Genomic DNA, 22973 nt, shown 5'->3' on the forward strand with positions numbered 1-22973 from the left:
GGATGCTGATCCAGCAGCGCGGCTTCGCGACCTCTGAGCGCCTCCGCGGCGTGGCGCACCGCCTGATCCCCGGCGGCTGCCACACCTATGCCAAGGGCGACGACCAGTATCCGGTGCTCTCGCCCGGCTTCATCGCACGCGGGTCAGGCTGCCGCGTCTGGGACGTGGACGGCAACGAGTACATCGAGTTCGGCATGGGCAACCGCGCCGTCGGCCTCGGCCACGCCTGGCCCGAGGTGGTGGCCGCCGCGCGCGAATGCATGACGCACGGCACGAACTTCACCCGGCCCGCGGCGATCGAGGTCGAGTGCGCCGAGCAGTTCCTCGAACTGATCGACGGCGCCGAGATGGTGAAGTTCTGCAAGGATGGATCCGACGCGACCTCCGGCGCGATGCGCCTCGCGCGCGCTTGGACGGGGCGGGACCTGATCGCGATCTGCAGCGACCATCCGTTCTTCTCCACCGACGACTGGTTCATCGGCACGACGCCGGTCGACGCCGGCATCCCCGAGGCGGTCAAGCGGCTGACGCTCGGCTTCCGGTACAACGACATCGGCAGCGTGCGCCGCCTGTTCGAGGAGCATCCCGGCCAGATCGCCGCCCTGATCCTCGAGCCCTCGCGCGGGGAGGATCCGGCGGGCGGCTTCCTGCACGAGGTACGCCGACTCTGCACCGAGAACGGCGCGCTGCTCGTGCTCGACGAGATGATCACAGGCTTCCGCTGGCACCTGAACGGCGCGCAGCAACTCTATGGCGTCGAACCCGACCTCAGCACCTTCGGCAAGGCGCTCGCCAACGGCTTCTCGCTATCGGCCCTGGCCGGCAAGCGCGAGATCATGAGCCTGGGTGGCCTCGAGCAGACCGAACGGCCGCGCGTCTTCCTGCTCTCGACGACCCATGGCGCGGAGACGCACGCCATGGCGGCGGCCATCGCGAACATGCAGATCTACCGGCGCGAACCGGTGATCGAGCACCTGCATCGCCAAGGCGCCTCACTGCGGGCTCAGGCGGAGCAGGCGATCCAGCGGCACGGCTTGCAGGATCACGTCCGGATCGTCGGACGCAGTTCGTGCCTGACCTATGCGACGCAGGACGGCGAGGGGCGGCCTTCCCAGGAATTCCGCTCCCTGCTGCTGCAGGAGACGATCCGGCGCGGCGTGCTGATGCCTTCGCTGGTCGTCAGCTACGCGCATCTGGACGAGGATATCGCGCGGACGGTCGATGCGATCGACGGCGCGCTCGGCGTTTATGCGCGTGCGCTGCAGGACGGGGTCGACCGCTACCTGGTGGGGCGTCCGTCACAGGTCGTCTACCGGCGATACAACGCCGCGGAGCCGGCGCACATCGCATGAGGGGCAGCGCGATCGGAAGGCGGGTTGTCATTGGCGGGGCCGTCGCCGCCGCCGCGTCCGGCGCTGCAGCCGATGCGCAGCAGGGGCGCGCCTCGCCCCGCTTTCCTCTCCGGATCGCGCAGGGCGGAAGGTACCTCGAGGACAGCGCGGGGCAGCCTTTCCTGCTCCATGGGGATACCGCCTGGTCGCTGATCGCGCAGCTGAACCCGGAGGAGGCGGAGCTCTACCTGCGGGATCGGCAGGCGCGAGGGTTCAACACGCTGCTGGTCAACCTCATCGAGCACCGCTACGCGTCCCGGGCACCCGCGAACATCCGCGGCGATGCGCCGTTCACGCGCGCCAACGACTTCACCACGCCGAACGAAGCCTATTTCGCCTACGCGGACCGCATCCTGCGGCGCGCCCGCGAACTTGGTTTCCTTGTCCTGCTGGCGCCGGCCTATATCGGCGGCGATGGCGGCGAGGACGGCTGGTACCAGCCGATGCTGGCGGCCGGCAATGCCGCGCTGCGCCGGTACGGCGCCTATGTCGGGCGGCGCTACCGCGGCTTCGACAATATCCTCTGGGTGCATGCCGGCGACTACAATCCGCCGGACCGCAGCGTCGTGCTGGCCGTTGCCGAGGAAATCGCCGCGGCCGACCCTGGCGCCCTGCATACCGCGCATTGCGCGCCGGAGACAGCGCCGGCGGACCTCTTCCGCGGGGCGGCGTGGCTCAACGTCAACAACGTCTACACCTACCGGCCGGTCGATCCGATGGCGCGTCGCCAGGACCAGCGGCGAGACCGCATGCCCTTCATGATGATCGAATCCGCCTACGAGAACGAACACCACGCCTCGGAACAGCGCATCCGGTCGCAGGCCTACCAGGCGCTGCTCAATGGGGCCTGTGGCCACGTCTTCGGAAACAGCCCGATCTGGCACTACGGCACGTCGCCGATCCATCCGCGGCCGATGCGCTGGCAGGCTGCGCTCGGCAGCCGTGGCGCACAGAGCATGACGCAATTGCGGCGGATCATGGAGGATCTGCCCTGGACCACGTTGCAGCCCGATACCGAGGAGCGTTTTCTCATCGGGTCGCGGGGGGAGGGGCATGAGCGCTCCGTTGCCGCCATCGCACGCGACGGCTCCTGCGCCGTCGGCTACGTCGCGAGCGGTCACTCCGTCACCGTGGACCTGTCGGCGCTGCGCAGCGCTGACGTGGCCGTGCGCTGGATCGATCCGTCCGTAGGAAACGTCCTCATCGCGCCGGAGGTCGAACCGGCTCGGGGTCGCCGCTGGCGACTGACCTCGCCGGGCGCCAACGCGAGCGGCTTCGCGGACTGGGTGCTGGAGGTGCGGGTCCGTGGCAGCTGACACCCTCCTCCCGCGCCGCCCGCGCGTCGCGCTGTTCGGCCAGTTCGGCATGGGCAACATCGGCAACGATGCCTCGCTCGAGGCGATGATCCTGACCCTGCGCCAGGTCGCGCCGGATGCCGATCTGGCGGTGATCTGCAGCCGTCCCGACATCGTGTCGGAGCGGTTCGGCCTGCCGGCGATCGGCTGGCTGCGGCCGCCCCTGCGGGAGGGGTGGGTGCGACAGGCCAACGAAGCCCTGTTCCGCCTTCCCTACAGGATGACCGGGCCCGTCCGCGCCGCGCGGATCATGCGCGGCTTCGACATGCTGCTGGTGCCGGGAACCGGCATGCTCGACGACTTCGGGGAAAGGGCCGGCGGCGTTCCCTACATCGTGCTGAAATGGGTGGCGGCGGCACGGCTGGCCGGCTGCCGCGTGGCGATGGCGAGCATCGGCGCCGGCCCGATCCATGGGCGTGTCAGCCGGTTCTTCATGATGTCCGCGGCGCGGCTGTCGAACTTCCTGTCCTTCCGTGACGCCCCTTCGCGCGACTTCGTCATCCGCCATGCCGGCGGGACCGGCTTGCGCAGCGAAATCTTCCCGGACCTCGCCTTCGCCCTGCCGGTGCCTCAGGCGCCGGCAGGACCGCGCGCGGACCTCGCCCTGGGCGTCATGCGCTACCGCGGCTGGACCAATACCGACGGCGGCACCTTCCAGGTCTACATCGACAGGCTGGCGACCTTCGCCGCGGCGTACCTCGCCTCGGGCCGCAGCATACGGCTCGTGATCGGGGAAACGGCGGATGAGGAAGCCGTTGCCGTCCTCCGCGCGGCGGTCGCCGCGCGATCGGGCGACCTGCTCGCCGCGCGCCTGCTGTATGAACCCGTGCGCGACATCGCGGGCGTCATGCGTCAGATGGCAAGCGCCGAGCTCGCCGTCGCCACACGGTTCCACAACGTCGTCGCCGCCCTGATGGTCGGGACCCCCGTGGTCTCGCTGAGCTACGGCAGCAAGAACGACGTGCTGCTGGCCGACATGGGTCTTGGCGACTTCACCGCCCATGTCGAGACCTTCGACCCTGCATGGCTCGCCGCGCGCGTCGCGTCCCTCGGCGCGCAGCGGGACCGGATCGCCGGGGATCTCCGCGGACGCGTGACAGCCTACCGCGCTGCGCTCGCCCGGCAGGGGCGCGAGATCGCCGGATTGCTGGGCGCCACCGGCGCGCACGCAGCCGAGGCGGACGCCATCCTCAGCCAGGAGGCCCATCAATGAGCCGCATCGACGTCGCGATCCCGTCCTTCAACTACGCGCGCTACCTGCCGGCCTGCATCGAGAGCGTGCTGTCGCAGGACGTCGACGACATCCGCGTCCACGTCATCGACAACGCATCGACGGACGACAGCGTCGAGGTCGCGCGCCGGATCGCCGCGCGAGACTCCCGCGTTTCCGTCCTCGCACGCCCGGCCAATCTCGGGCCGCACGCCTCCTTCAACACCGGCGTGGATTGGGCGAGCGGGACCTACATGATGATCCTGTGTGCCGACGACCTGCTCGCGCCGGGGTCGCTGCGGCGCGCGGCGGAGATTCTCGACCGGCACCCTGGCGCCGCCTTCGCCTATGGCGCCGAGGTCGAGTGGAACGCCGCCGACGCCGAGCCGCCGCGCCTCCCGACGCAGGAGCACCTCGGCTGGAGCCATGAGGACGGCACCGGCTATCTCCGGCGCCGCTGCCTCGACCCCATGGCCAATCACAGCATGGGCATGGTCCTCGTGCGCACTGACATCCAGAAGCGGGCGGGCCATTACCGCGAGACGCTGCGCTACTACGACGACCACGAGATGATGCTGCGCCTCGCGAATCTCGGGGGTGTCGCGTCCACAGACGCCGTCCAGGGCATCCGCCGCATCCATGGATGCAACATGTCCAACCTCTACAACGGTTCGCGGCGCGAGGATCTCGAGCATCGGCTGGAGGCCTTCCGGAGCTTCCTCGCGATCGATGCGCGGCGGCGGCCGGATGCCGTGGAACTGCGCGCCCTGTCCGACCGCAACTTCGCGGCCACGGCGCTGCTCTGGGCGGGCTCGGCCCTGGCCGGAGGGCGCCGGCGGGAATGCATGGACCTGCTCTCCTTCGCCGCCTCTGTCGATCCTTCCGTCTTCTGGCGGCCCCCGCTCGGGCGGGCGTTCCGCCGCGGCGGCCGGATCGATCGGTTGATGCGCCAGTTCCTGCCGCGTCCGGCCGTCGCTCCGGGCGGCGCGGCGCTGGCCCGAGATGCCCTGTCGTGACGGCAGGCCTTCCCGCACGCATCGGGGCATAGGCATGGCGGTCAGGCGCGCTCTCGCATTGTCGGCGGTGGACCGCTACGCGGCCATGATGATCTCGCTCGCCGTCTTCGCGGCGACGGGGCGCATCCTCGGCCCGGCCGAGGTCGGCATGGCCGTGCTGGGCCTGACCGCCTATGCGCTGATCGAGATCATCCGGGACGTGCCGACGGCCTACCTGGTCCAGCAGCCGGATGCCTCCGTGCCGGCGGTGCGATCGGCGTTCACGGTCATGGCCGCGATCTCGGTCGTCTTCGCGGTGGCGCTCTTCCTGGCGGCGCCGACGCTGGCGCATGTGATCGGCAACGACGACATGTATCCCTTCTTCCGGATCGTCGCCGCCGCCCTGCTGCTCGGCCCCTTCGAAAGGCCGCTCGTCGCCCTCATGCGGCGCGACCTGGCCTTCGACCGCGTGGCCCTGGTGAACATCGCGAGCGGCGCCTGCAACGCGATCGTTGTCGTCGGACTCGCCCTGGTGGGCTTCGAGGAGGTTTCCTTCGCCTGGGCATTGCTCGCCGGCAACCTCGCCGCGGTGGCGGCGGCCTGGGCGCTCAGTCCCTACCGGCGGATGCTCGGCCTCGCGATCAGCGAGTGGCGGAAGGTCATGCTTCTCGGGGGTAGCTCGGGGCTCTGGGGGCTGATCTGGCGATACACGGACTCCCTCCCGCAGATCGCCTTCGGCGCCCTGGCGCAGCCCGCCGCGGCAGGCACCTACAGCCGCGCACAGACGATCGTAGAACTCCCGGGCAAGCTGCTGTTCGTCGTCGTCAGCCAGGTCGCGCTGCCGGCGCTGGCCGCGCAGCGACGCGACGGGCGCGAGCTGAAGGCCGCCGTCCTCGAATCCATCGCCATCATCAGCGCGCTGCAATGGCCGGCCTTCCTGCTCGTGGCCTGCCTTGCGCACCCGCTGGTGCTGCTGCTGCTGGGCCCGCGCTGGCTTGAGGTCGTGCCGCTGGTGCAGCTGCTCGCGATCGCACGGCTGTTCGCGCCGCTCGAGCTGATGGTCTACCCGCTGCTCCTCTCGGCGCGCGCGACCGGCCGCCTACTGCTTTCGGCGGCAATCCCGGCTTGCCTCTACACGCCCGTGATCTTCGCCATGGCGCCGTTCGGCGCGCTCGCGGTCGCAGGCGCCTATCTCGCACTCATCCCGCTCAACACGGTGGTCGGCTACATGATCATCCGGCGCGAGCTCGGCCTCCGCCTGGCGGAGATCGCCGGCGCATTGAGCCGGAGCGCCCTGGTCGCGCTCGGCAGCGCCGTCGGTCCGCTGGCCGTCCTCGCGGCGAACGGCTTCCGCTTCGACCTGCCGCTCGGTGCCGCCACCGCGGTCATCCTCACCGCGGGTGCCGGCTGGGCCGCCGCCGTCGTCGCATCCGGCCACAGGCTCTGCCCGGAGCTGCGCAGCATCGCACTCCTGGCCTGGCGCTGGGCCCAACCCCGGCTGAGGGTCGGATCGTGAACCAGATCTCGCGCCACCACATCCCGGCCGCGCCCGCAGGCGGCGGCATCGTCGCGGACATGTCGCTCGCGCTGCTCAACCGCACCGGCGCCTACCATGTCTGCCGCGAGATCACCGAGACCTGCGGGGATCTGCTGGCCGGGACGATCCACTGGCGCCTGCGAGGCGCCTTGCCCGACAGCCGCAACGTCCGGAGGATCCTCGCGCGGCTCATGCTGGCCGAGATCGCGCATCCGGCCATCCGGGCCCTGCTGCCGGGCCGGCGACGCACGGACGAGCGCTTTCTCTACATGGACCCGCTCTATGTGATGGGATCGATTCCGCGCCGCGAGGATATCGTGCTGTGCCACGACATGGGTCCGGTCACGCACCCCGACCTCTTCGGCCCTGACACGGAAGCGACCTACCGCGAAGCCTACGACCTGATCCGCCAGGGACGGCCCGGGATGGTCTTCGTGAGCGAGGCATCGCGCGATGCCTTCGTCGCCGTCTACGGCACCGACTACCGCTATCTCGAGGTCATCCCGTTGTTCGTCCGCGCCATGACCGCGGAGGGGGAGGGAACGCAACCCGTGGGCGTCACCGGTCCCTTCCTGCTGACCGTCGGCGCGCTGGAACGCCGCAAGAACTACCTTCGCACGATGGAGGCCTTCGAGCGCAGCGGGCTTGCCGCGCAGGGCTGGACGTATGTCTTCTGCGGCCCGCGCGGCAATGCGGCGGACGAGATCACGGCGCGCGCGCGCCGCACCCAGGGTGTTGTCCAGCTCGGCTACGTGAGCGATGCCGAATTGCAGTGGCTCTACCGCAACGCAGGCGGTTTCGTTCTTGTCAGCCTGCTGGAAGGCTTCGGCATTCCAGCGCTGGAGGCGGCGCAGCGCGGGCTGGTCTCCCTCGTCGGCGATGGCGGCGCGCAACGTGAGGCGGTGGGCGAGGGCGCGCTGCACGCCGATCCGCTGTCGGTCGAGGCGATCGCCGATGGCCTCCGTCACCTGACGACGCTGCCGCCAGAGGATCGCGCATCGCGCGTCGCCCTGGCCCGTGACCATGCCGCCCGCTTGTCCCGCGAAGCCTTCGCGGCCGCATGGCGCCGGCTCCTCCTGAGCGAGGGCGGGCTACAGGTCAGCCGTTGAAGTCCGGCCAGGCGCGATCCTTCTCGGACATCACCGACACGGGCAGCGGCCAGTCGATGCCGAAGGCCGGGTCGTCATGCCGCACGCCCGCGGACGCCTGCGGTTCGTGGAAGGCGGAGATGAGGTAGAAGACCTCGGTCTCAGGCTCCAGCGTCTGGAAGCCGTGGGCGATGCCCTTCGGGATATAGAGCGATCGCCGGTTCTCGGCCGTCAGGTCGAAGGCCTCCCACCGCCCCAGCGTCGGGGATCCTTCCCGCAGGTCGAGCAGCACGTCGCGGATCGCGCCCTTGACGCAGGTGACGACCTTCACCTCGCCATGCGGCTCCCGCTGGAAGTGCATTCCGCGCAGGGTCCCGCGCGCCGCGTTGTAGGACAGGCTGTGCTGGACGAACTGCGTCTCCAGGCCATGCGCCGCGAATTCCCGGATGCAGAAGGTGCGCGCGAAGAAGCCGCGGTCGTCGCGGATCGGCTCGGGCTCGATCATGAAGATGCCGGCGATGCCGGCCGGGAAGAAGCGCATGCCGAAGCCTCCGGTTTCGGCGGCCGAGACTAGGGAGACTGCGGGCCGCATCACGTCGGACGTCCGAAAAGTTTTCGACGGGGCGCGCAGCGTCGCGCACCCGTCGCGGGACACTCTGGCTCCGACACCGCATTCCGCGGGCCGGGGAGAGAACTGTCATGGCCACCGTCCACTTCGATCCCGCGATGACGGATGCCGAACGGCGGGAGGCGCTCTACGCCGGCGACATCATCATCCTCTCGCCCACGCGGGCGAGCAGCGCGATGGTCAGCCTCGCGCAGGACATGCTCGCCAGCGCCTTCGCGCCGCATGACCCGCGTACGATCCACGAGCACCTGTCGGCCGAGGAGGTGGCGTCGGTCCTCGGGACGCTGAAGCCGCGCTTCATCCATCACCCGGACTGCAAGCGCCTGATCCCGGCGCTCATGGCCGAGCATGGCGTGGACCTCGACAGCCTGTATTTCGACGTGCCACGGCTGCGATCGGCCTATCCGTCGGATTTCCTGTCGTCCGGCATCGCCTATGCGTTCCACCCGCATCGCGACACCTGGTACTCGGCGCCGATGTGCCAGTTGAACTGGTGGATGCCGGTCTTCCCGATCGAAGCCGGCAACGCGATGGCCTTCTACCCGCAGTACTTCGACAAGCCGGTCGCCAACAACTCCGAGATCTACAACTACTACGACTGGAACACGCGCAGCCGCGCTTCTGCCGCGCAGCACGTGAAGTCCGACACGCGGGAACAGCCGAAGCCGCAGCAGGCTCTCGAGGGTCCGAGCCTGTGCTACCTGCCGCCGCCGGGGGGCATCATCCTCTTCGCCGGCGCGCAGCTGCACGAAACCGTGCCGAACAGCACCGGCGTCGCGCGCTACAGCATCGACTTCCGCACGGTCGATCTCGGCGACGCGGCAATGAACCGCGGCGCGCCCAATGTCGATTCCCGCTGCACCGGCACGACGATGCGCGACTACCTGCGCGCCTCCGATCTCAGCCCGGTGCCTGAGGACGTGATCCTGCTGCATGACGACGACACGGCGCGGCGCGGCCAGGTGCTGCGCTACCGCCCCGCGCTCGTCGAGGCAGCCGCGGCGTCGTGACCTCCGGAGCCGGAAAGCCCGAGAAGTTTTGGCCCAGCGGGCGCGCATCCGTCGCGCGCTTCCGGTCAGATGACCATGACGCCGGTCGCGCCGGCCCAGCCACCGAGGCCCCCGCATGAACATCGAAGCCCGCCGCTTCACGATCGACGACGGCAGCCGCACCCAGGGCAGCTGTCGGCTGTGCAACATGCCGATCCACCGCACCATGGTCGACCTCGGCATGTCGCCGCTCTGCGAGAGCTTCCGCCGGCCGGAGGAACGCGACAGCATGGAGCCCTTCTTCCCGCTCCATGCCCTGGTCTGCGAGCACTGCCTGCTGGTGCAGCTCAAGGAATACGTGACGCCGGATCATATCTTCACCGAATACGCCTATTTCTCCTCCTATTCGACGAGCTGGGTGGCCCACGCCAAGGCCTATTGCCATGGCATCGCGGAGCGCCTCGGCCTCGACGCGAACAGCCTGGTGGTCGAGCTCGCGAGCAACGACGGCTACCTGCTGCAGCACTTCCTGCCGATGGGCATCCCCGTACTCGGCGTCGAGCCCGCGGCCAATGTCGCGGCGGTGGCGAAAGGGAAGGGGATCCCGACACTGGTCGAATTCTTTGGCGTCGCGCTCGCCGAGCGCATGGTCGCCGAGGGGCAGGCCGCCGACCTCATCGCCGGCAACAACGTGCTGGCGCAGGTGCCCGACCTCAACGACTTCGTCGGCGGCATCCGCATCCTGCTCAAACCCGAGGGCGTCTGCACCCTCGAATTCCCGCATCTCGAGCGGCTGATCGCGGAGAACCAGTTCGACACGATCTACCACGAGCATTTCTCCTACTTCTCCTTCCACACCATTCTGCGCATGGCGGAGAAGCACCGTCTCAAGGTGATCGACGTGGAGGAGCTCCGTACCCACGGCGGTTCGCTGCGCGTCCACCTGGCGCGCGTCGAATCCTCGAGGCTCGTCGCACCCTCCGTGCCCGCCCTCCAGGCGCGCGAGGAAGCCGCCGGCGTGCGCGACATGCGCACCTACGAGGCCTTCGCCGAGAAGGTGAAGCGCACCAAGCGACGCCTGCTCTCCTTCCTCATCGGCGCGAAGGACGAAGGCCTGAAGATCTGCGGCTACGGCGCGCCGGGCAAGGGCAACACGCTGCTCAACTACTGCGGCATCGGTACCGACTTCCTGGACTTCACCGTCGACCGCAACCCGTACAAGCACGGTCTCTTCACCCCCGGGATGCATATCCCGATCCATCCCGTCGAGGCGATCGACGAGGCAAAGCCCGACTACGTCCTGATCCTGCCCTGGAACCTGAAGGACGAGATCGTCCAGCAGATGCGCCACATCGGCGACTGGGGCGGCAAGTTCATCGTTCCCATCCCCGAAGCGACCATCATCGATCCGAAGGAGATGCCGACATGAAAGTCGTTCTCTTCTGCGGTGGCCTCGGCACGCGCATCCGCGAGTACTCCGAGAATATCCCCAAGCCGATGATCCCGATCGGCCAGCAACCGATCATGTGGCACGTGATGCAGTACTACAGCCATCACGGCCACAAGGATTTCGTGCTCTGCCTGGGCTACAAGGCGAACGTGGTGAAGGACTTCTTCGTCAACCACCGCCACGAGGCCTTCGGGGACTGCGTCGTGACCGCCGGCGGCACCCAGGTCGAGATGCTGGGCGAGAAGCGCCAGGACTGGCGCGTCACGATGATCGACACCGGCATCTGGCGGAACATCGGCGAACGGCTCTGGGCCGTGCGCGACCAGGTCAAGGACGAGGAGATGTTCCTCGCCAACTACAGCGACGGCCTGACCGACCTCGACCTCACCGAGGTGATCCGCCAGTTCAAGGCGAGCGACAAGGTCGGCTGCTTCGTCGCCGTGCGTCCGCCGCTGACCTACCACCTCGCGGACATCGCCCCCGACGGGAAGGTGCAGGCCTTCCGCAGTTCCGACCGGTCGGACATCTGGATCAACGGCGGCTACTTCATCTTCCGCCCGCAGATTTTCGACTACATGCGCGAAGGGGACGAACTCGTCCTCGAGCCCTTCGACCGCCTGATCCGGGACGGCAAGCTCATGGCCTGGAAGCATGAGGGCTTCTGGCGATCCATGGACACGCTGCGCGACCGCCAGGTCCTCGAGGACATGGTCGAGCGCGGGGAGATGCCCTGGCTGCCCGGCGACCATGCCGGCAAGCGGCGCCCGCGCCTCGTCGCGGCGGAATGAAGGGGCTGAGCCTTGCGACGCCGGGGGAGAGGCTGAACGTCCTCTGCCTCGGCGCCCATTCCGACGACATCGAGATCGGCGCCGGCGGTGCCCTGCTCGAATGGATCGCGCGCGGGGTGAAGGTCGAGGCGACCTGGTGCGTCTTCAGCGCCCCCGGCCAGCGGGGCGAGGAGGCCGAGACCTCGGCGCGCTCCTTCCTCCAGGGCGCTGCCAGCGCGCGGATCGAGCTCCAGCAGTTTCGCGACGGCTACTTCCCGGTTGAGCGGGAGCCGATCAAGGAATGGATGCAGGATCTCTCGCGCCGCTTCACGCCGGACGTGGTGCTGACGCACAAATCCGACGACGCCCACCAGGACCATCGCCTGGTCTCGGAGCTCACCTGGAACGCCTTCCGCGACCAGGTCGTGCTGGAATACGAGATCCCGAAATGGGACGGGGACCTCGGCCGGCCCAACGTCTATGTCCCGCTCACCGCGGCGACGCTGGCGAAGAAGCTCGAACTGCTCGAACTGCATTTCGCGACCCAGCACGGCAAGGATTGGTTCGACCCGGAGACCTTCCAGGGCCTCGCCCGCCTGCGGGGCATGGAATGCCGCGCGCCGGAGCGCTACGCGGAAGGCTTCGTCGCGCGCAAGATCCTGCTCGCCTGAGCGCGATCCACCGCGATGATGAAGGCCATCGTCACGCGGCGATGGCGTGACGCGGCGGCGATCACGATACTCCTGCCCGACGCAGGAGATCCCCGATGAGCACCCTCGACGAAGCCGACCCGACCTGCCCCGCGCCCCCGCCGGGCCTCGAGCACGTCATCATTCCCCGCGCCCACGACGTCGGCGGCTTCGAGGTGCGCCGCGCCCTGCCGGCGCAGGAGCGCCAGATGGTCGGCCCCTTCATCTTCTTCGACCAGATGGGCCCGGGCGAGTTCCTCACCGGCAAGGGCCTCGACGTGCGTCCGCATCCGCATATCGGCCTGTCGACCGTCACCTACCTGTTCGAGGGCGAGATCTTCCACCGCGACAGCTTGGGCAGCGCGCAGCCGATCCGCCCCGGAGAACTGAACTGGATGACCGCCGGCAGCGGCATCGTCCATTCCGAGCGCACCGATCCCGCCCAGCGCGACCGCCCGCGACGGATGTTCGGCATCCAGTCCTGGGTGGCCCTGCCCAAGGACGCGGAGGGCACCACGCCCGGCTTCGTCCATCACGGGGCAGGGGACCTGCCGCTGGTGGACGACCAGGGCGTCCGCATGCGCCTCATTGCCGGGGAGGGGTGGGGGCTCCGCTCGCCGGTCGCCGTCTCCTCGCCGCTCTTCTACGCGGACGCCATCCTCGCGCCCGGCGCAAGGCTGCCGCTGCCCGACCAGCATGAGGAGCGTGGGGCCTATGTCGTCCAGGGCAGCGTCGAGGTCGCCGGAACGCGCTTCGACGCAGGGCGGATGCTCGTCTTCCGGCCAGGCGACGCGCTCGCCCTGACCGCGGGACCGGACGGGGCGCGGCTGCTGATGCTCGGCGGGGCGACCATGGACGGGCCGCGCTACCTGTTCTGGAACTTCGTCGCCTCCTCCCGCGAACGGCTCGAGCAGGCCAAGGAGGACTGGAAGGCCGGGCGCTTCACCAAGGTGCCGGGGGATGAGAAGGAGTTCATCCCACTGCCGGAGGGGCGGGTGACGGTGCGGGCGGAAGCGCGGCCGGCTTGATCATGGAGGGGCGCCGCCCCTCCAAACCTCCCCGCCAAAGGCCGAAAGGCCTTTGGAAACCGATCCTCAGCGCCAGTTCAGGGCGTAGAGGGCCGTCTGGGCGGGGGAATTCGGGGTGCAGCGGCCGCCGACGTAAGGCGCGCCGTTTGGATTGGCGGCCCGCACCGCCGCGACGAAGGGGCTGCAGGCGAGGCGGGCGGTGATCTGACGCTCGGTCTCGGCGAGGCCGGGGACGCCCTCGGGCCAGACCGTGCGCAACAGCCGCCGCGCCTCGGCTGCCTGGCCGGAATAGATCAGGCAGGTGGCCAGGCGGGCGGCCTCCACCCCCGGATGCGGGCCCGTCGCCCCAGGGCCCCTCGACCACTCCCGTCCACCGAGGTCCGCGATCGCCGCCTCGGTATCCGGGTAGGTCGCCACGCGCCGCTCGGGCGGCGGCATGTCCGCCGGCGCCGCCATCTCGATGCAGGCCGTGCCCAGCGCGGCGGCGATCGGCCGGCGCATCGCCGCGACATCCGGTTCCAGCGCCTGGCCCGTCCATCGGAAGGGCACCGTCGGATGCAGGTCGGTCGCCAGGCTGGCCGGCGCTTCCCAGAAGTCGAAGGCGGCATCGGCCACCTGGACCGCCGGCCCGCCGGGCACCGCCAGCCGGATCACATCCGGTTCCCGCTTGCCGAGCGGCAGGGAGGCGACATGCGCCACCCCCTGCGGCGTCCGGCGGAACAGGTGCAGCGTCCAGCAGCAATAGGCGCCGCCGGTCCATCCCGTGATGCCGATCGCCTGCCCCCCGTTGCCGAGCGGGATCGCCGCGCCATTCCGGAAGGCGGCGAAGCGCTGATCGCGGGCCTCCCACAGCGTCCGATTGCCGCGGACCAGGCGAAGCGCCTCGCCACGCCCTTGCGGCACGGCTTCGACCTTCCCGCTGGCGCCGGCGTCCAGCAGCGTCCGCCGTGGTTGGGCGGATGCCTCATTGCACGGGAAAAGCAGCAGGATCAGAAGGCCCAAGGTGCCAATGATCTTCATGTCTTAGCCCGTATCTCGCTCTCGCCGCTTCGCATCGAGCCACAATTCCTCCATGCGATCGAGCGTCACATCGGCAGGTATTTTTCCTTCAAGGCGAAGCATTTCCTCGATATGGCCGAAGCGTCGCTCGAACTTGCGGTTGGCCCCGCGCAGGCAGTCCTCCGGGTCGAGGTCGAGCTTCCGGGCGAGGTTCGCCAACACGAAGAGCAGGTCCCCGACCTCGTCGCGCAAAGCCGCAGTATCAGGTGCCTGGCCCGGCACCTTCAGCTCCGCGCGCAGCTCGGCCGCCTCCTCCTCGAGCTTGTCGAGCACCGCAGCCGCGTCCGGCCAGTCGAAGCCCACCCGTCCGGCGCGGCGCGTCAGCTTGGCGGCGCGGGTGAGGGCGGGCAGGCCGGGCGGCAGGCCGGCGAGCGTCCCGTGCTCCTGCCGGGTCGCGCGCTCGGCGGCCTTCTGGGCCTCCCAGGCGGCGGTCTGCTGTTCGGCGGTCCGGGCGTCCTCTTCGCCGAAAACGTGGGGATGCCGGCGGACCATCTTGTCGGCGATCGCCTTTGCGACATCGGCGAAGGCGAACCAGCCGCGCTCCTCGGCCATGCGGGCGTGGTAGACGACCTGGAACAGCAGGTCCCCGAGCTCGTCCAGCAGGGTGGCAGGCGTGCCCCGCGCGATCGCGTCCTCGACCTCGTAGGCTTCCTCGATCGTGTAGGGGGCGATGGTCGGAAAATCCTGCACCTGGTCCCAGGGGCAGCCGGTCTCGGGGTCGCGCAGCCGCGCCATGACGTCGATCAGGTGGGTGATGGCGGCCTTCGGGTCGGTCATGGCAGGTCCGGAAACGGGCAGGGCATTCTCGTCCCGCGACGGCGCCGGCTTGGCAAGGGCCGTGGCGGGTTGCGAAGCGGCCGGCGCCGCCGGAGACTGACCCCACACCACAAGGACTCATCCCGCCCCATGCCCAAGGTCCGCGTCGTCTGCGCCCATGACTGCCCCGACATGTGCTCCCTCCTGGCCGAGGTCGAGGACGGCCGGGTGGTCCGCATCCAGGGCGATCCGGACGAGGCCTACACGGCCGGATTCGCCTGCGCGAAGGTGAACCGGGACATGGAGACGCTTCATTCCCCGGACCGCCTCCGCACCCCGATGCGCCGCACCGGGCCCAAGGGCAGCGGCCAGTTCGCGCCCATCACCTGGGACGCGGCGCTGGACGAGATCACCGCCCGCTGGAAGGCCATCATCGCCGAGGACGGGCCGCTGGGGATCCTCGGCTACGCCTATTCCGCCCATCAGGGGCACATGAACCGGCGGCTGCCGGCCGGGCTGTTCCATGCGCTCGGCACCACGCGGCTGATGGCCGGGACGGTCTGCGATACGTGTTGCGAGACGGCCTGGGACATGACCCTGGGGCCCGTGGGCGGCACCGACCCGCAGAGCGTCGTCCATTCCGACCTGGTGATCGCCTGGGGCTGCGACCTGATGGCGGTGAACGTCCATTTCTGGACGCTGCTGGAGAAGGTGCGCGCGACCGGGGTGAAGCTGGTGGTGATCGACCCGCGGCGCAGCCAGACGGCGGCCCGGGCGGACTGGCACCTGCCGATCCGGATCGGGACGGATGCGGCGCTCGCCTGCGGCATCGCCCATATCCTGCTGCGGGACGGCAAGATCGACCGGGACTACGTCGCGGCAAACACCCTCGGCTTCGATCGCTGGGCGGCCGAGGTCCTGCCTGGCTTCCCGCCGGAGCGCGTCGCGCGGATCACTGGCCTGTCGGTCGACGACGTCGAGCGGCTGGCCGCCATGTTCGGCGCGGCGAAACGGTCCCTGATCCGCCTCGGTGAGGGCATGACGCGGCTCGCCAAGGGCGGCCAGGCGCTGCGCGCGGTGGCGACCCTGCCGGCGCTGACCGGCGCCTATGGGCGGGAAGGGGGCGGGGCGCTGCTGCTCGCCGCCGGGTCGATGGATTTCCAGTTCGGCGTCGTGGCCAAGCCGTCGGGCCCGGCCTCGGCCCGGATGGTGAACCACCTGGCGCTGGGCGAGGCGCTCGAGGAGATGCGCGACCCGCCGATCCGCGCCCTGTTCATCGCCGCGAACAACCCCGCGGTGACCAACCCGGACGTGAACCGCCTGCGCCGGGCGCTGTCGCGGGAGGACCTCTTCACCGTCGTCCACGACCCCTTCATGACCGACACGGCGCGCTACGCGGACATCGTCCTGCCGGCGACGACCTATCTCGAGACCGAGGATTTCTACCGCTCCTACGGTTCCTACCGGATGCAGTGGGGGCCGGCGGCCGTGCCGCCGCAGCACGAGGCACGGTCGAACTTCCGCCTGGCGCAGGACCTTGGCCGGCGGATGGGGCTGACGGATGCCGTCTTCTCCATGACGCCCAAGGAGATCATGCCGCTGTTCTTCAAGGGCGCGACCGGGATTATCGCCGAGGTCGATCCCGCCCGGGTGTTCGAGGGGCCGGTGAAGGTCGCCCCGCCGGCGGCCCAGGAATTCCGAACGCCCTCCGGCAAGCTCGAGATCTACTCCGAGGCCCTCGCGCAGCAGGGTGTCCCGCCCATGCCGGTCTGGGAGGAAGACCCGATCGAGGCGGCCGACGCCGCCCGCTGGCCGCTGCGCCTGCTGACAGCGCCGGGCTATTTCCAGGCGCACACCGCCTATGCCGCCTCGCCCTTCCTGCGGAAGCGGGAAGGGGCGCCCTGCGCGATCGTCCACCCGGAGGAGGCCACGCGGCGCAACCTGGCCGAGGGTCAGGCGGTGCGACTGTTCAACGACAAGGGCGAGGTCGGCCTGGTGCTACGGATCAGCGACGAGGTGCAGCCGGGCGTGGTCCTGGTGCCCGGCCAGCGCCCGGACGGCGAAGCGGTGTCCGGCACCGTGAACATGCTGTGCGACACGCGGCTGACCGACATGGGCGAGGGGGCCTGCTACCAGTCGACCTTCCTTGACGTCGCGGCGTGGGAGAAGGCGGCATGAGCGACCTCGCCACCCTGCCGGCCACCGAACAGGCCCGGCTGATCCGCACCCGGCAGGCCTCCCCCGTCGAGGTGACCCGCGCGGTGATCGAGCGCATCGAGGCCTGGCAGCCGAAGATCAACGCCATGGTCGTCCTCGACGCCGAGCGCGCGATGGACGCCGCCCGCGCCGCCGAGGCCGCGGCCATGGGCGACGTGGAACTCGGCCCGCTGCACGGCGTCCCGGTCTCGGTGAAGGACATCACCGCCGTGAAGGGGCTGCCGACCCGGCGTGGGACGCGGCTGAGCAGCCCGGAGCCGGTGGGCCATGATTCCCCGATGGTGGCGCGGCTGAAGGCGGCCGGGGCCATCATCACCGGCAAGACGACGGCCACCGAATACGGATGGACCGCGGTCAGCACCAGTCCGCTGACGGGGCATACGCATAACCCGTGGAAGCATGGCCGCACCGCCGGCGGGTCGTCCTCGGGCGCCGCGGCGCTGGCCGGGGCAGGGTGCGGGGCCCTGCACATCGGCACGGACGGGGCAGGGTCGATCCGCCTGCCGGCGCATTTCTGCGGCGCGGTGGGGCACAAGCCGACCTTCGGACTGGTGCCCTATGCGCCCGTCACGAACAACGGGTCACTCTCCCATGCCGGGCCGATCACCCGGAACGTGCCCGATGCCGCCTTAATGCTGGAAGTGATGGCCGGTTTCCATCCTTCTGATCATACGACATTACCTGGCGGGTTCCGGGTGGCCGACATCGGGCTGCCCGACCTGCGCGGCCTCCGCATCGCCTACAGCCCCGACCTCGGCCATGCCCGCGTCGACCCCGAGGTGGCCGAGGCCGTCCGCGCCGCCATCCCGGTCTTCGAACGCCTCGGCGCCCGGGTCGAGGAGGTCACGCCGCCCTGGGGGCCGAAGGGCCCGGGCCTCGAGCGCGACATCTGGGGCATCGCCATGCTGCCCTTCCTGGAGACCGATCCGGCCCGCCGGGCGGAACAGGACCCTGGGCTGGCGGCCTGCCTGGACGACTATGCCGGCATGACGCTGCAGCAGGCGATCCAGGCGCAGGCCAGGCGCATCGCCTATGCCGCCGAGATCGGGGAATGGTTCGCCTCGGGCTGGGACCTTCTGGTGACCCCGGCGGCCTCGGTCGCCGCCTTCGAGGTCGGCCGGCAGCGCCCGGCGCACTGGCCCGACCACGTTTGGGACTGGCTGGTCTGGGCAGAGTTCTCCTATCCCTTCGACCTGTCCCACGGCGCGGCGGCGTCCATCCCGTGCGGTCGGACCGGGGAGGGACTGCCGATCGGGCTTCAGATCGCCGGGCCGCGCTGCGCGGATGCTCTGGTGCTGCGGGCGGCCGGGGCGTTTCTCGAAGAGCGTCCGTTCGCGCCGGGCTTTGCGTCGCTGTGACGCGCAGCGGAGGGGCGCTGCCCCTCCGAACCACCCCGCCAGAGGCCGAAAGGCCTCTGGACACCATCACCGCAGCACCACCCAAGTCACGGTTTCCAAAGGCCCTTCGGCCTTTGGTGGGAGGTCCGGAGGGCAGAGCCCTCCGGGTCCCAATCGCCACATCCGAAAGCCGCATAAGGTATATTATGGAAAACTCTGAGATGGCCTAGCGAGCCTTCAGATCTCCTCCACGCTGGAAACCCCCGGCAGCACCTTCATCGCCTGCATGACCTTCGGGCCGATGTTGAAGCCGCCCGGCAGCGCCAGTTCCACCTCCTGGCCCGGCCCCGTGCGCGGCACCAGCACGACGCGGCCGCGCCCGCGACCTTCCCGCGTCAGGATCGCGCGGATCGGATCGACGGCGGAGATTTCGTCCAGCCACAGCCGGATCCCACCCCCGGCGCCGCTCGCCGCCTTCTCGAGGCTCTCGACCTCGTTCGCCGTCAGCCGCAGCGCTTCGCCGTCCATCCTGGCCTCGGCGGTCACCAGCACGGCGCTGCCTTCCACCAGCAGGTCGCGCGACCGGTTCAGGACCTCGGAGAAGCAGGTCACCTCGTAGGACCCTTGGGCGTCGGACAGCCGCACCCAGGCCATCCGGCTGCCGGTCTTGGTCGTCCTCTCCTTGGAGTTCACCACGGTCCCGGCCAGCTTCAGCCGCGACGACCCGGCCCGCGCCCGGTCCGCGATCAGCGCCGAAGGCGTCACCCCGAGCCGCTGCAGCGCCTTGCGATAGGTGTCGAGCGGATGGGCCGACAGGTGGAAGCCGACCGCCTCGGATTCATGGGCCAGGCGATCGAACAGCGGCCAGTCCGGCACATCCGGCAGGCGCAGCGGCTCATTTCGTTGCGAATCCGCCCCGAACAGGCCGATCTGGCCGGAATCCCGTTCCTCGGCGCTGGATTGCGCGCGGCGCAGGATCGTTTCGGCCCCGGCCATGACCTTGGCCCGGTTCTTCTCCAGCGCCTCGAAGGCGCCGGCCCGGGCCAGGTTCTCGATCTGCATCTTGTTGAGCAGCTTCGGATCGACCCGCGCCGCCATGTCGGCCAGGGACGCGAAGGGCCCGGCGGCATCGCGCGCCTTCACAAGGTCCTTCATCGCTGCCTCGCCCACCCGCTTCACCGCGGCCAAGGCGAAGCGGATCGCCTCCTTGCCCTCGGGCGTCGTCTCCACCCGGAACTCGGCGCCCGATCGGTTGATGTCCGGCGGCAGGACGGGAATGCCGAGCCGCGCGGCCTCCTGCATGTGCCCCGCGAGCTTGTCGGTGTTCGACATGTCGAGCGTCATCGACGCCGCGAGGAAGGCGACCGGATGGTTCGCCTTCAGCCAGGCCGTCTGGTAGCTGACCAGCGCATAGGCCGCGGCGTGCGACTTGTTGAAGCCGTAGTCGGCGAAGCGCTCCATCAGGTCGAAGATCTCGGCCGCCTTGGCTGGCTCGATGCCGCGCTTCTCGGCGCCCTCGCAGAAAATGGCGCGCTGCTTGACCATCTCCTCGCGGATCTTCTTGCCCATCGCGCGGCGCAACAGGTCGGCGCCGCCCAGGCTGTAGCCCGCCAGGTCCTGCGCGATCTGCATGACCTGTTCCTGGTAGACCATGATCCCGTAGGTCTCGGCCAGGATGTGCATGATCGCCGGATGCGGCGGTTCCCAGGGCTCGCCGGCCTTGCGCGCGCAATAGGCCGGGATGTTCGCCATCGGGCCGGGGCGATAGAGCGCCACCGCCGCGACCAAGTCCTCGAACCGGCTGGCGCGCATCTGCCGCAGGCAGTCGCGCATCCCCTGCCCTTCGAACTGGAACACCCCGGCCGCGTCGCCCTTGGCCAGCATCGCGTAAGTCTTCGGGTCGTCGAGCGGGATGGCGCTGATGTCGATATGCGTCCCCTGCCCCGCAAGGATGCCGAGCGCCCGCTCGATCACCGTCAGCGTCTTGAGGCCGAGGAAGTCGAACTTCACCAGGGATGCCGCTTCCGCGTACTTCATCGAGTACTGCGTGACGAGCATCTCCGACCGCGGATCGCGATACAGCGGCACGATCTCGATCAGCGGCTTCCGCCCGATCACCACGCCCGCCGCATGCGTCGAGGCGTTGCGATACAGCCCTTCGACCTGCTGCGCGATGTCGAGCAGCCGCGCGACCTGCTCATCCGCGTCGCGCAGTTCCTGCAGCCGCGGCTCGCCGGCGATGGCATCGGTGAGGCCGACCGGCTTCGCAGGGTTGAACGGGATTAGGGAGGCGATCTTGTCCACCTGCCCATAGGGCATGCCGAGCACGCGCCCCACGTCGCGCACGGCCGCCTTCGCCTGCAGCTTGCCGAAGGTGATGATCTGCGCGACGCGGTCGGCGCCGTATTCGCGCACCACGTACTTGATCACCTCGTCGCGCCGGTCCTGGCAGAAGTCGATGTCGAAGTCCGGCATCGACACGCGCTCGGGGTTCAGGAAGCGCTCGAACAGCAGCCCGAAGCGCAGCGGGTCGAGGTCCGTGATCAGCAGCGCCCAGGCCGCGACCGAGCCCGCACCCGAACCGCGCCCCGGCCCCACCGGGATCGGCGGTGTCTGCGCCTTCGCCCACTGGATGAAGTCCGCGACGATCAGGAAGTAGCCGGGGAAGCCCATCTTCTCGATGACGCCGAGCTCGTAGTCGAGCCGGTCGCGGTAGACCTTTCGCTTCTCCTCGTCGGGCGGCGGCTGCATTGCGTCGAGCCGCTTCTCGAGCCCCTCGACCGCCATGGCGCGGACGGTCTCGGCCTCGGTCATACCCTCCTTCACCTTGGGGCAGATCGGCAGCTCGGGCTTCTTCTCCTCGGCCATCACGGCGCACATGCGCGCGATGGCGAGCGTGTTGTCGCATGCGTCCGGCAGGTCGGCGAACAGGCTCCGCATCGCCGCGGCCGGCTTGAACCAATGCTCGGGCGTGACGCGGCGGCGCTCGCGCTCGGCCATGGTGCGGCCCTCGGCGATGCAGAGCAGCGCGTCATGCGCCTCATGCATCTCGGGGGCGGCGAAATAGACGTCGTTCGCGGCCACGATCGGCAGGCGGGCGGATTGCGCCAGTGCCAGCAGCCCGCTTTCGATCCCCGGTTCCTGCGCCAGGCCGTGGCGGTGCAACTCGACCGCCAGGCGATCCGGGAAGGCCTCTCGCAGCGCCTCGAGGATGCGCGCCGCCGCATCGCGCCGCCCATCCCCGATCAGCCGCGCGATCGGTCCGAGCGTGCCGCCGGTCAGCAGGAACAGCCCCTCGGCATGGCTGCGCAGCAGATCGAGCGTGATCGCCGGCCGGCCCGAGGGATCGTCCCGCAGGTAGCCGCTCGACGACAGCTTCTGCAGGTTGTCGAGGCCCCGCGCATCCATCGCCAGCGCGACCAGCGGATCGGGCATCTGCCGCGCCACTTCCGGCCGGTCGGGATCGGCTTCCGCCCGCGTCAGGAACAGCCGGCAGCCCATGATCGGCTGCACGCCCTTCTTCACGCAGGCGCCGGAGAACTCGAGCGCGCCGAACATGTTGGCACTGTCGGTCAGGGCCACCGCGGGCATGCCGTTGGATGCCGCCAGCGAAGCCAGCTTGTCCGCCTTGATCGCGCCTTCGCTCAAGGAATAGGCGGAATGGACGTGCAGGTGGACGAAGGAGGTCTGGTCGCTCATCGCAGGACTCGCCGGGGCGGCCAGGGTAGCGCAGCGGCCCCGCCGGCGGAACGCGCCGGCGGTGGGCAAGCCGGTGCTCCGCGGCGTCGGCGCCCGGCAAGCGCTTGCTCCACGCGGGGCCTCAGGCGGCATGGCCCTTGCTCGCCTTGCCGGGCCAAGGCGCCGCCGTCAGGATCGGTGCCGGACCGAAAGCCACGGAGACGACCATGCGCCTGCTGCGCGCCGCAGCCCTCATCCTTCCGACTCTCGCCGCGGGCCCCGCCCTGGCCCATGGCGGCCATGCCGAGGGCCTCGCCGCCGGCCTCGCGCATCCGCTGCTCGGCGTTGATCACCTCGTCGCGATGCTCGCCATCGGCCTCTGGGCCTCGCAGGCGGGCCTGGCGCGCGCCTGGGCGCTGCCGGCAGCCTTCCTGGGCGGCATGGCGGGCGGGATCGGGCTCGGCCTCCTCGCACCGCTGCCGACGGGCATCGAGCACGGCGTCGCGGCCTCCGTCCTCGCGCTGGGGCTGATCCTGGCGATCTCGGTGCGGCTGCCGGGCACAGTCGCGCTGCCGCTCGCGGGTCTCTTCGGCCTGCTGCACGGCGCGGTGCATGGGGCGGAGATCGGCGGATCCGTCGCGCTGACGGCGGTGGGGATGCTCGCGGCCTCGTCGCTGCTGCACGCGGCGGGGTTCGCCATCGGGCGGGTCGCGACGCGGCACGTGACCCTCGCGCGGATTGGCGGGGCCGGGATCGCGGCGGCTGGTCTTGCGCTCATGGTTGTCGGCTGAACAAGAGG

At 69.9% G+C, this 22973-nt stretch carries 18 protein-coding genes; 14 read left to right on the forward strand and 4 right to left on the reverse strand.

Features of this window, described 5'->3' with window-relative positions:
* Positions 1–2: 2 nt before the first annotated feature.
* The 6 genes from GWK15_RS01810 to GWK15_RS01835 are packed head-to-tail and all read left to right on the forward strand — an operon-like array spanning position 3 to position 7597.
* Positions 3–1352, forward strand: coding sequence for a glutamate-1-semialdehyde 2,1-aminomutase (locus tag GWK15_RS01810; protein WP_168038482.1), 1350 nt, complete (start codon positions 3–5; stop codon positions 1350–1352).
* On the forward strand, positions 1349–2707 hold the full coding sequence (locus GWK15_RS01815; RefSeq protein ID WP_168038484.1) for an apiosidase-like domain-containing protein: 1359 nt from the start codon (positions 1349–1351) through the stop codon (positions 2705–2707). The genes GWK15_RS01810 and GWK15_RS01815 overlap by 4 nt, the downstream gene beginning before the upstream one ends.
* A complete protein-coding gene (locus tag GWK15_RS01820) occupies positions 2697–3959 on the forward strand; it encodes a polysaccharide pyruvyl transferase family protein (protein WP_168038486.1) in 1263 nt (420 codons plus the stop codon). Before GWK15_RS01815 ends, GWK15_RS01820 begins: the two co-directional genes overlap by 11 nt.
* Entirely contained in the window at positions 3956–4972 is a 1017-nt protein-coding gene (locus GWK15_RS01825) for a glycosyltransferase (protein ID WP_168038488.1), read from the forward strand. Before GWK15_RS01820 ends, GWK15_RS01825 begins: the two co-directional genes overlap by 4 nt.
* Positions 4973–5006: 34 nt before the next feature.
* The gene (locus GWK15_RS01830; protein WP_168038490.1) at positions 5007–6467 is read left to right on the forward strand and encodes an oligosaccharide flippase family protein; all 1461 of its coding nucleotides are present in this window, start codon (positions 5007–5009) and stop codon (positions 6465–6467) included.
* Positions 6468–6526: 59 nt separating this feature from the next.
* Positions 6527–7597 carry a glycosyltransferase gene (locus tag GWK15_RS01835; RefSeq protein ID WP_168038492.1) on the forward strand — a complete coding sequence of 357 codons (1071 nt, stop codon included), beginning with the start codon at positions 6527–6529 and terminating at the stop codon, positions 7595–7597.
* On the opposite strand, the gene rfbC is transcribed toward GWK15_RS01835, so the two are convergent.
* Entirely contained in the window at positions 7587–8117 is a 531-nt protein-coding gene (gene rfbC, locus GWK15_RS01840; RefSeq protein WP_168038494.1) for a dTDP-4-dehydrorhamnose 3,5-epimerase, read from the reverse strand. The two genes, GWK15_RS01835 and rfbC, sit on opposite strands and share 11 nt — an antisense overlap.
* Before the next feature lie 158 nt (positions 8118–8275).
* On the opposite strand from rfbC, the gene GWK15_RS01845 reads away from it, so the two are divergent.
* The 5 genes from GWK15_RS01845 (at position 8276) to GWK15_RS01865 (ending at position 13127) form a co-directional block, all read left to right on the forward strand.
* On the forward strand, positions 8276–9214 hold the full coding sequence (locus GWK15_RS01845; RefSeq protein WP_168038496.1) for a hypothetical protein: 939 nt from the start codon (positions 8276–8278) through the stop codon (positions 9212–9214).
* Positions 9215–9329: 115 nt separating this feature from the next.
* Positions 9330–10622, forward strand: a complete 1293-nt coding sequence (locus GWK15_RS01850) for a class I SAM-dependent methyltransferase (protein ID WP_168038498.1) — start codon at positions 9330–9332, stop codon at positions 10620–10622.
* Positions 10619–11431: a sugar phosphate nucleotidyltransferase gene (locus GWK15_RS01855; protein WP_168038500.1), complete on the forward strand. Its 813-nt coding sequence runs from the start codon at positions 10619–10621 to the stop codon at positions 11429–11431. The genes GWK15_RS01850 and GWK15_RS01855 overlap by 4 nt, the downstream gene beginning before the upstream one ends.
* The gene (locus tag GWK15_RS01860) at positions 11428–12081 is read left to right on the forward strand and encodes a PIG-L deacetylase family protein (RefSeq protein ID WP_168038502.1); all 654 of its coding nucleotides are present in this window, start codon (positions 11428–11430) and stop codon (positions 12079–12081) included. Before GWK15_RS01855 ends, GWK15_RS01860 begins: the two co-directional genes overlap by 4 nt.
* A gap of 95 nt (positions 12082–12176) precedes the next feature.
* A complete protein-coding gene (locus tag GWK15_RS01865) occupies positions 12177–13127 on the forward strand; it encodes a pirin family protein (RefSeq protein WP_168038504.1) in 951 nt (316 codons plus the stop codon).
* 66 nt (positions 13128–13193) lie between these two features.
* On the opposite strand, the gene GWK15_RS01870 is transcribed toward GWK15_RS01865, so the two are convergent.
* Together GWK15_RS01870 and mazG are read right to left on the reverse strand one after the other, a co-directional pair.
* The gene (locus GWK15_RS01870; RefSeq protein ID WP_168038507.1) at positions 13194–14129 is read right to left on the reverse strand and encodes a hypothetical protein; all 936 of its coding nucleotides are present in this window, start codon (positions 14127–14129) and stop codon (positions 13194–13196) included.
* Positions 14130–14150: 21 nt separating this feature from the next.
* A complete protein-coding gene (gene mazG / locus GWK15_RS01875; protein ID WP_168038509.1) occupies positions 14151–14963 on the reverse strand; it encodes a nucleoside triphosphate pyrophosphohydrolase in 813 nt (270 codons plus the stop codon).
* Positions 14964–15092: 129 nt separating this feature from the next.
* On the opposite strand from mazG, the gene GWK15_RS01880 reads away from it, so the two are divergent.
* Together GWK15_RS01880 and GWK15_RS01885 are read left to right on the forward strand one after the other, a co-directional pair.
* Positions 15093–17120 carry a molybdopterin-containing oxidoreductase family protein gene (locus tag GWK15_RS01880; RefSeq protein ID WP_168038511.1) on the forward strand — a complete coding sequence of 676 codons (2028 nt, stop codon included), beginning with the start codon at positions 15093–15095 and terminating at the stop codon, positions 17118–17120.
* Positions 17117–18517 carry an amidase family protein gene (locus tag GWK15_RS01885; protein WP_168038513.1) on the forward strand — a complete coding sequence of 467 codons (1401 nt, stop codon included), beginning with the start codon at positions 17117–17119 and terminating at the stop codon, positions 18515–18517. The genes GWK15_RS01880 and GWK15_RS01885 overlap by 4 nt, the downstream gene beginning before the upstream one ends.
* A 216-nt stretch (positions 18518–18733) precedes the next feature.
* On the opposite strand, the gene dnaE is transcribed toward GWK15_RS01885, so the two are convergent.
* Positions 18734–22195 (reverse strand): DNA polymerase III subunit alpha, encoded by a 3462-nt coding sequence (gene dnaE / locus GWK15_RS01890; protein ID WP_168038515.1) that lies wholly within the window; start codon positions 22193–22195, stop codon positions 18734–18736.
* Between the two features lie 206 nt (positions 22196–22401).
* Between dnaE and GWK15_RS01895 the strand changes: the two genes are divergently transcribed.
* Positions 22402–22965, forward strand: coding sequence for a HupE/UreJ family protein (locus tag GWK15_RS01895; RefSeq protein WP_168038517.1), 564 nt, complete (start codon positions 22402–22404; stop codon positions 22963–22965).
* Positions 22966–22973 lie beyond the last annotated feature (8 nt).

Source organism: Neoroseomonas oryzicola (assembly GCF_012163135.1).
In the GTDB taxonomy this organism is placed as follows: Bacteria; Pseudomonadota; Alphaproteobacteria; order Acetobacterales; family Acetobacteraceae; genus Neoroseomonas; species Neoroseomonas oryzicola.

Bases quoted from the DNA above. Each gene is read 5' to 3' on its own strand.
- dnaE (WP_168038515.1), bottom strand. From the start codon at position 22,195: ATGAGCGACCAGACCTCCTTCGTCCACCTGCACGTCCATTCCGCCTAT.
- GWK15_RS01885 (WP_168038513.1), top strand. From the start codon at position 17,117: ATGAGCGACCTCGCCACCCTGCCGGCCACCGAACAGGCCCGGCTGATC.
- mazG (WP_168038509.1), bottom strand. From the start codon at position 14,963: ATGACCGACCCGAAGGCCGCCATCACCCACCTGATCGACGTCATGGCG.
- GWK15_RS01835 (WP_168038492.1), top strand. From the start codon at position 6,527: ATGTCGCTCGCGCTGCTCAACCGCACCGGCGCCTACCATGTCTGCCGC.
- GWK15_RS01810 (WP_168038482.1), top strand. From the start codon at position 3: ATGCTGATCCAGCAGCGCGGCTTCGCGACCTCTGAGCGCCTCCGCGGC.
- rfbC (WP_168038494.1), bottom strand. From the start codon at position 8,117: ATGCGCTTCTTCCCGGCCGGCATCGCCGGCATCTTCATGATCGAGCCC.
- GWK15_RS01880 (WP_168038511.1), top strand. From the start codon at position 15,093: ATGCCCAAGGTCCGCGTCGTCTGCGCCCATGACTGCCCCGACATGTGC.
- GWK15_RS01830 (WP_168038490.1), top strand. From the start codon at position 5,007: ATGGCGGTCAGGCGCGCTCTCGCATTGTCGGCGGTGGACCGCTACGCG.
- GWK15_RS01845 (WP_168038496.1), top strand. From the start codon at position 8,276: ATGGCCACCGTCCACTTCGATCCCGCGATGACGGATGCCGAACGGCGG.
- GWK15_RS01815 (WP_168038484.1), top strand. From the start codon at position 1,349: ATGAGGGGCAGCGCGATCGGAAGGCGGGTTGTCATTGGCGGGGCCGTC.
- GWK15_RS01825 (WP_168038488.1), top strand. From the start codon at position 3,956: ATGAGCCGCATCGACGTCGCGATCCCGTCCTTCAACTACGCGCGCTAC.
- GWK15_RS01895 (WP_168038517.1), top strand. From the start codon at position 22,402: ATGCGCCTGCTGCGCGCCGCAGCCCTCATCCTTCCGACTCTCGCCGCG.
- GWK15_RS01865 (WP_168038504.1), top strand. From the start codon at position 12,177: ATGAGCACCCTCGACGAAGCCGACCCGACCTGCCCCGCGCCCCCGCCG.
- GWK15_RS01850 (WP_168038498.1), top strand. From the start codon at position 9,330: ATGAACATCGAAGCCCGCCGCTTCACGATCGACGACGGCAGCCGCACC.
- GWK15_RS01860 (WP_168038502.1), top strand. From the start codon at position 11,428: ATGAAGGGGCTGAGCCTTGCGACGCCGGGGGAGAGGCTGAACGTCCTC.
- GWK15_RS01855 (WP_168038500.1), top strand. From the start codon at position 10,619: ATGAAAGTCGTTCTCTTCTGCGGTGGCCTCGGCACGCGCATCCGCGAG.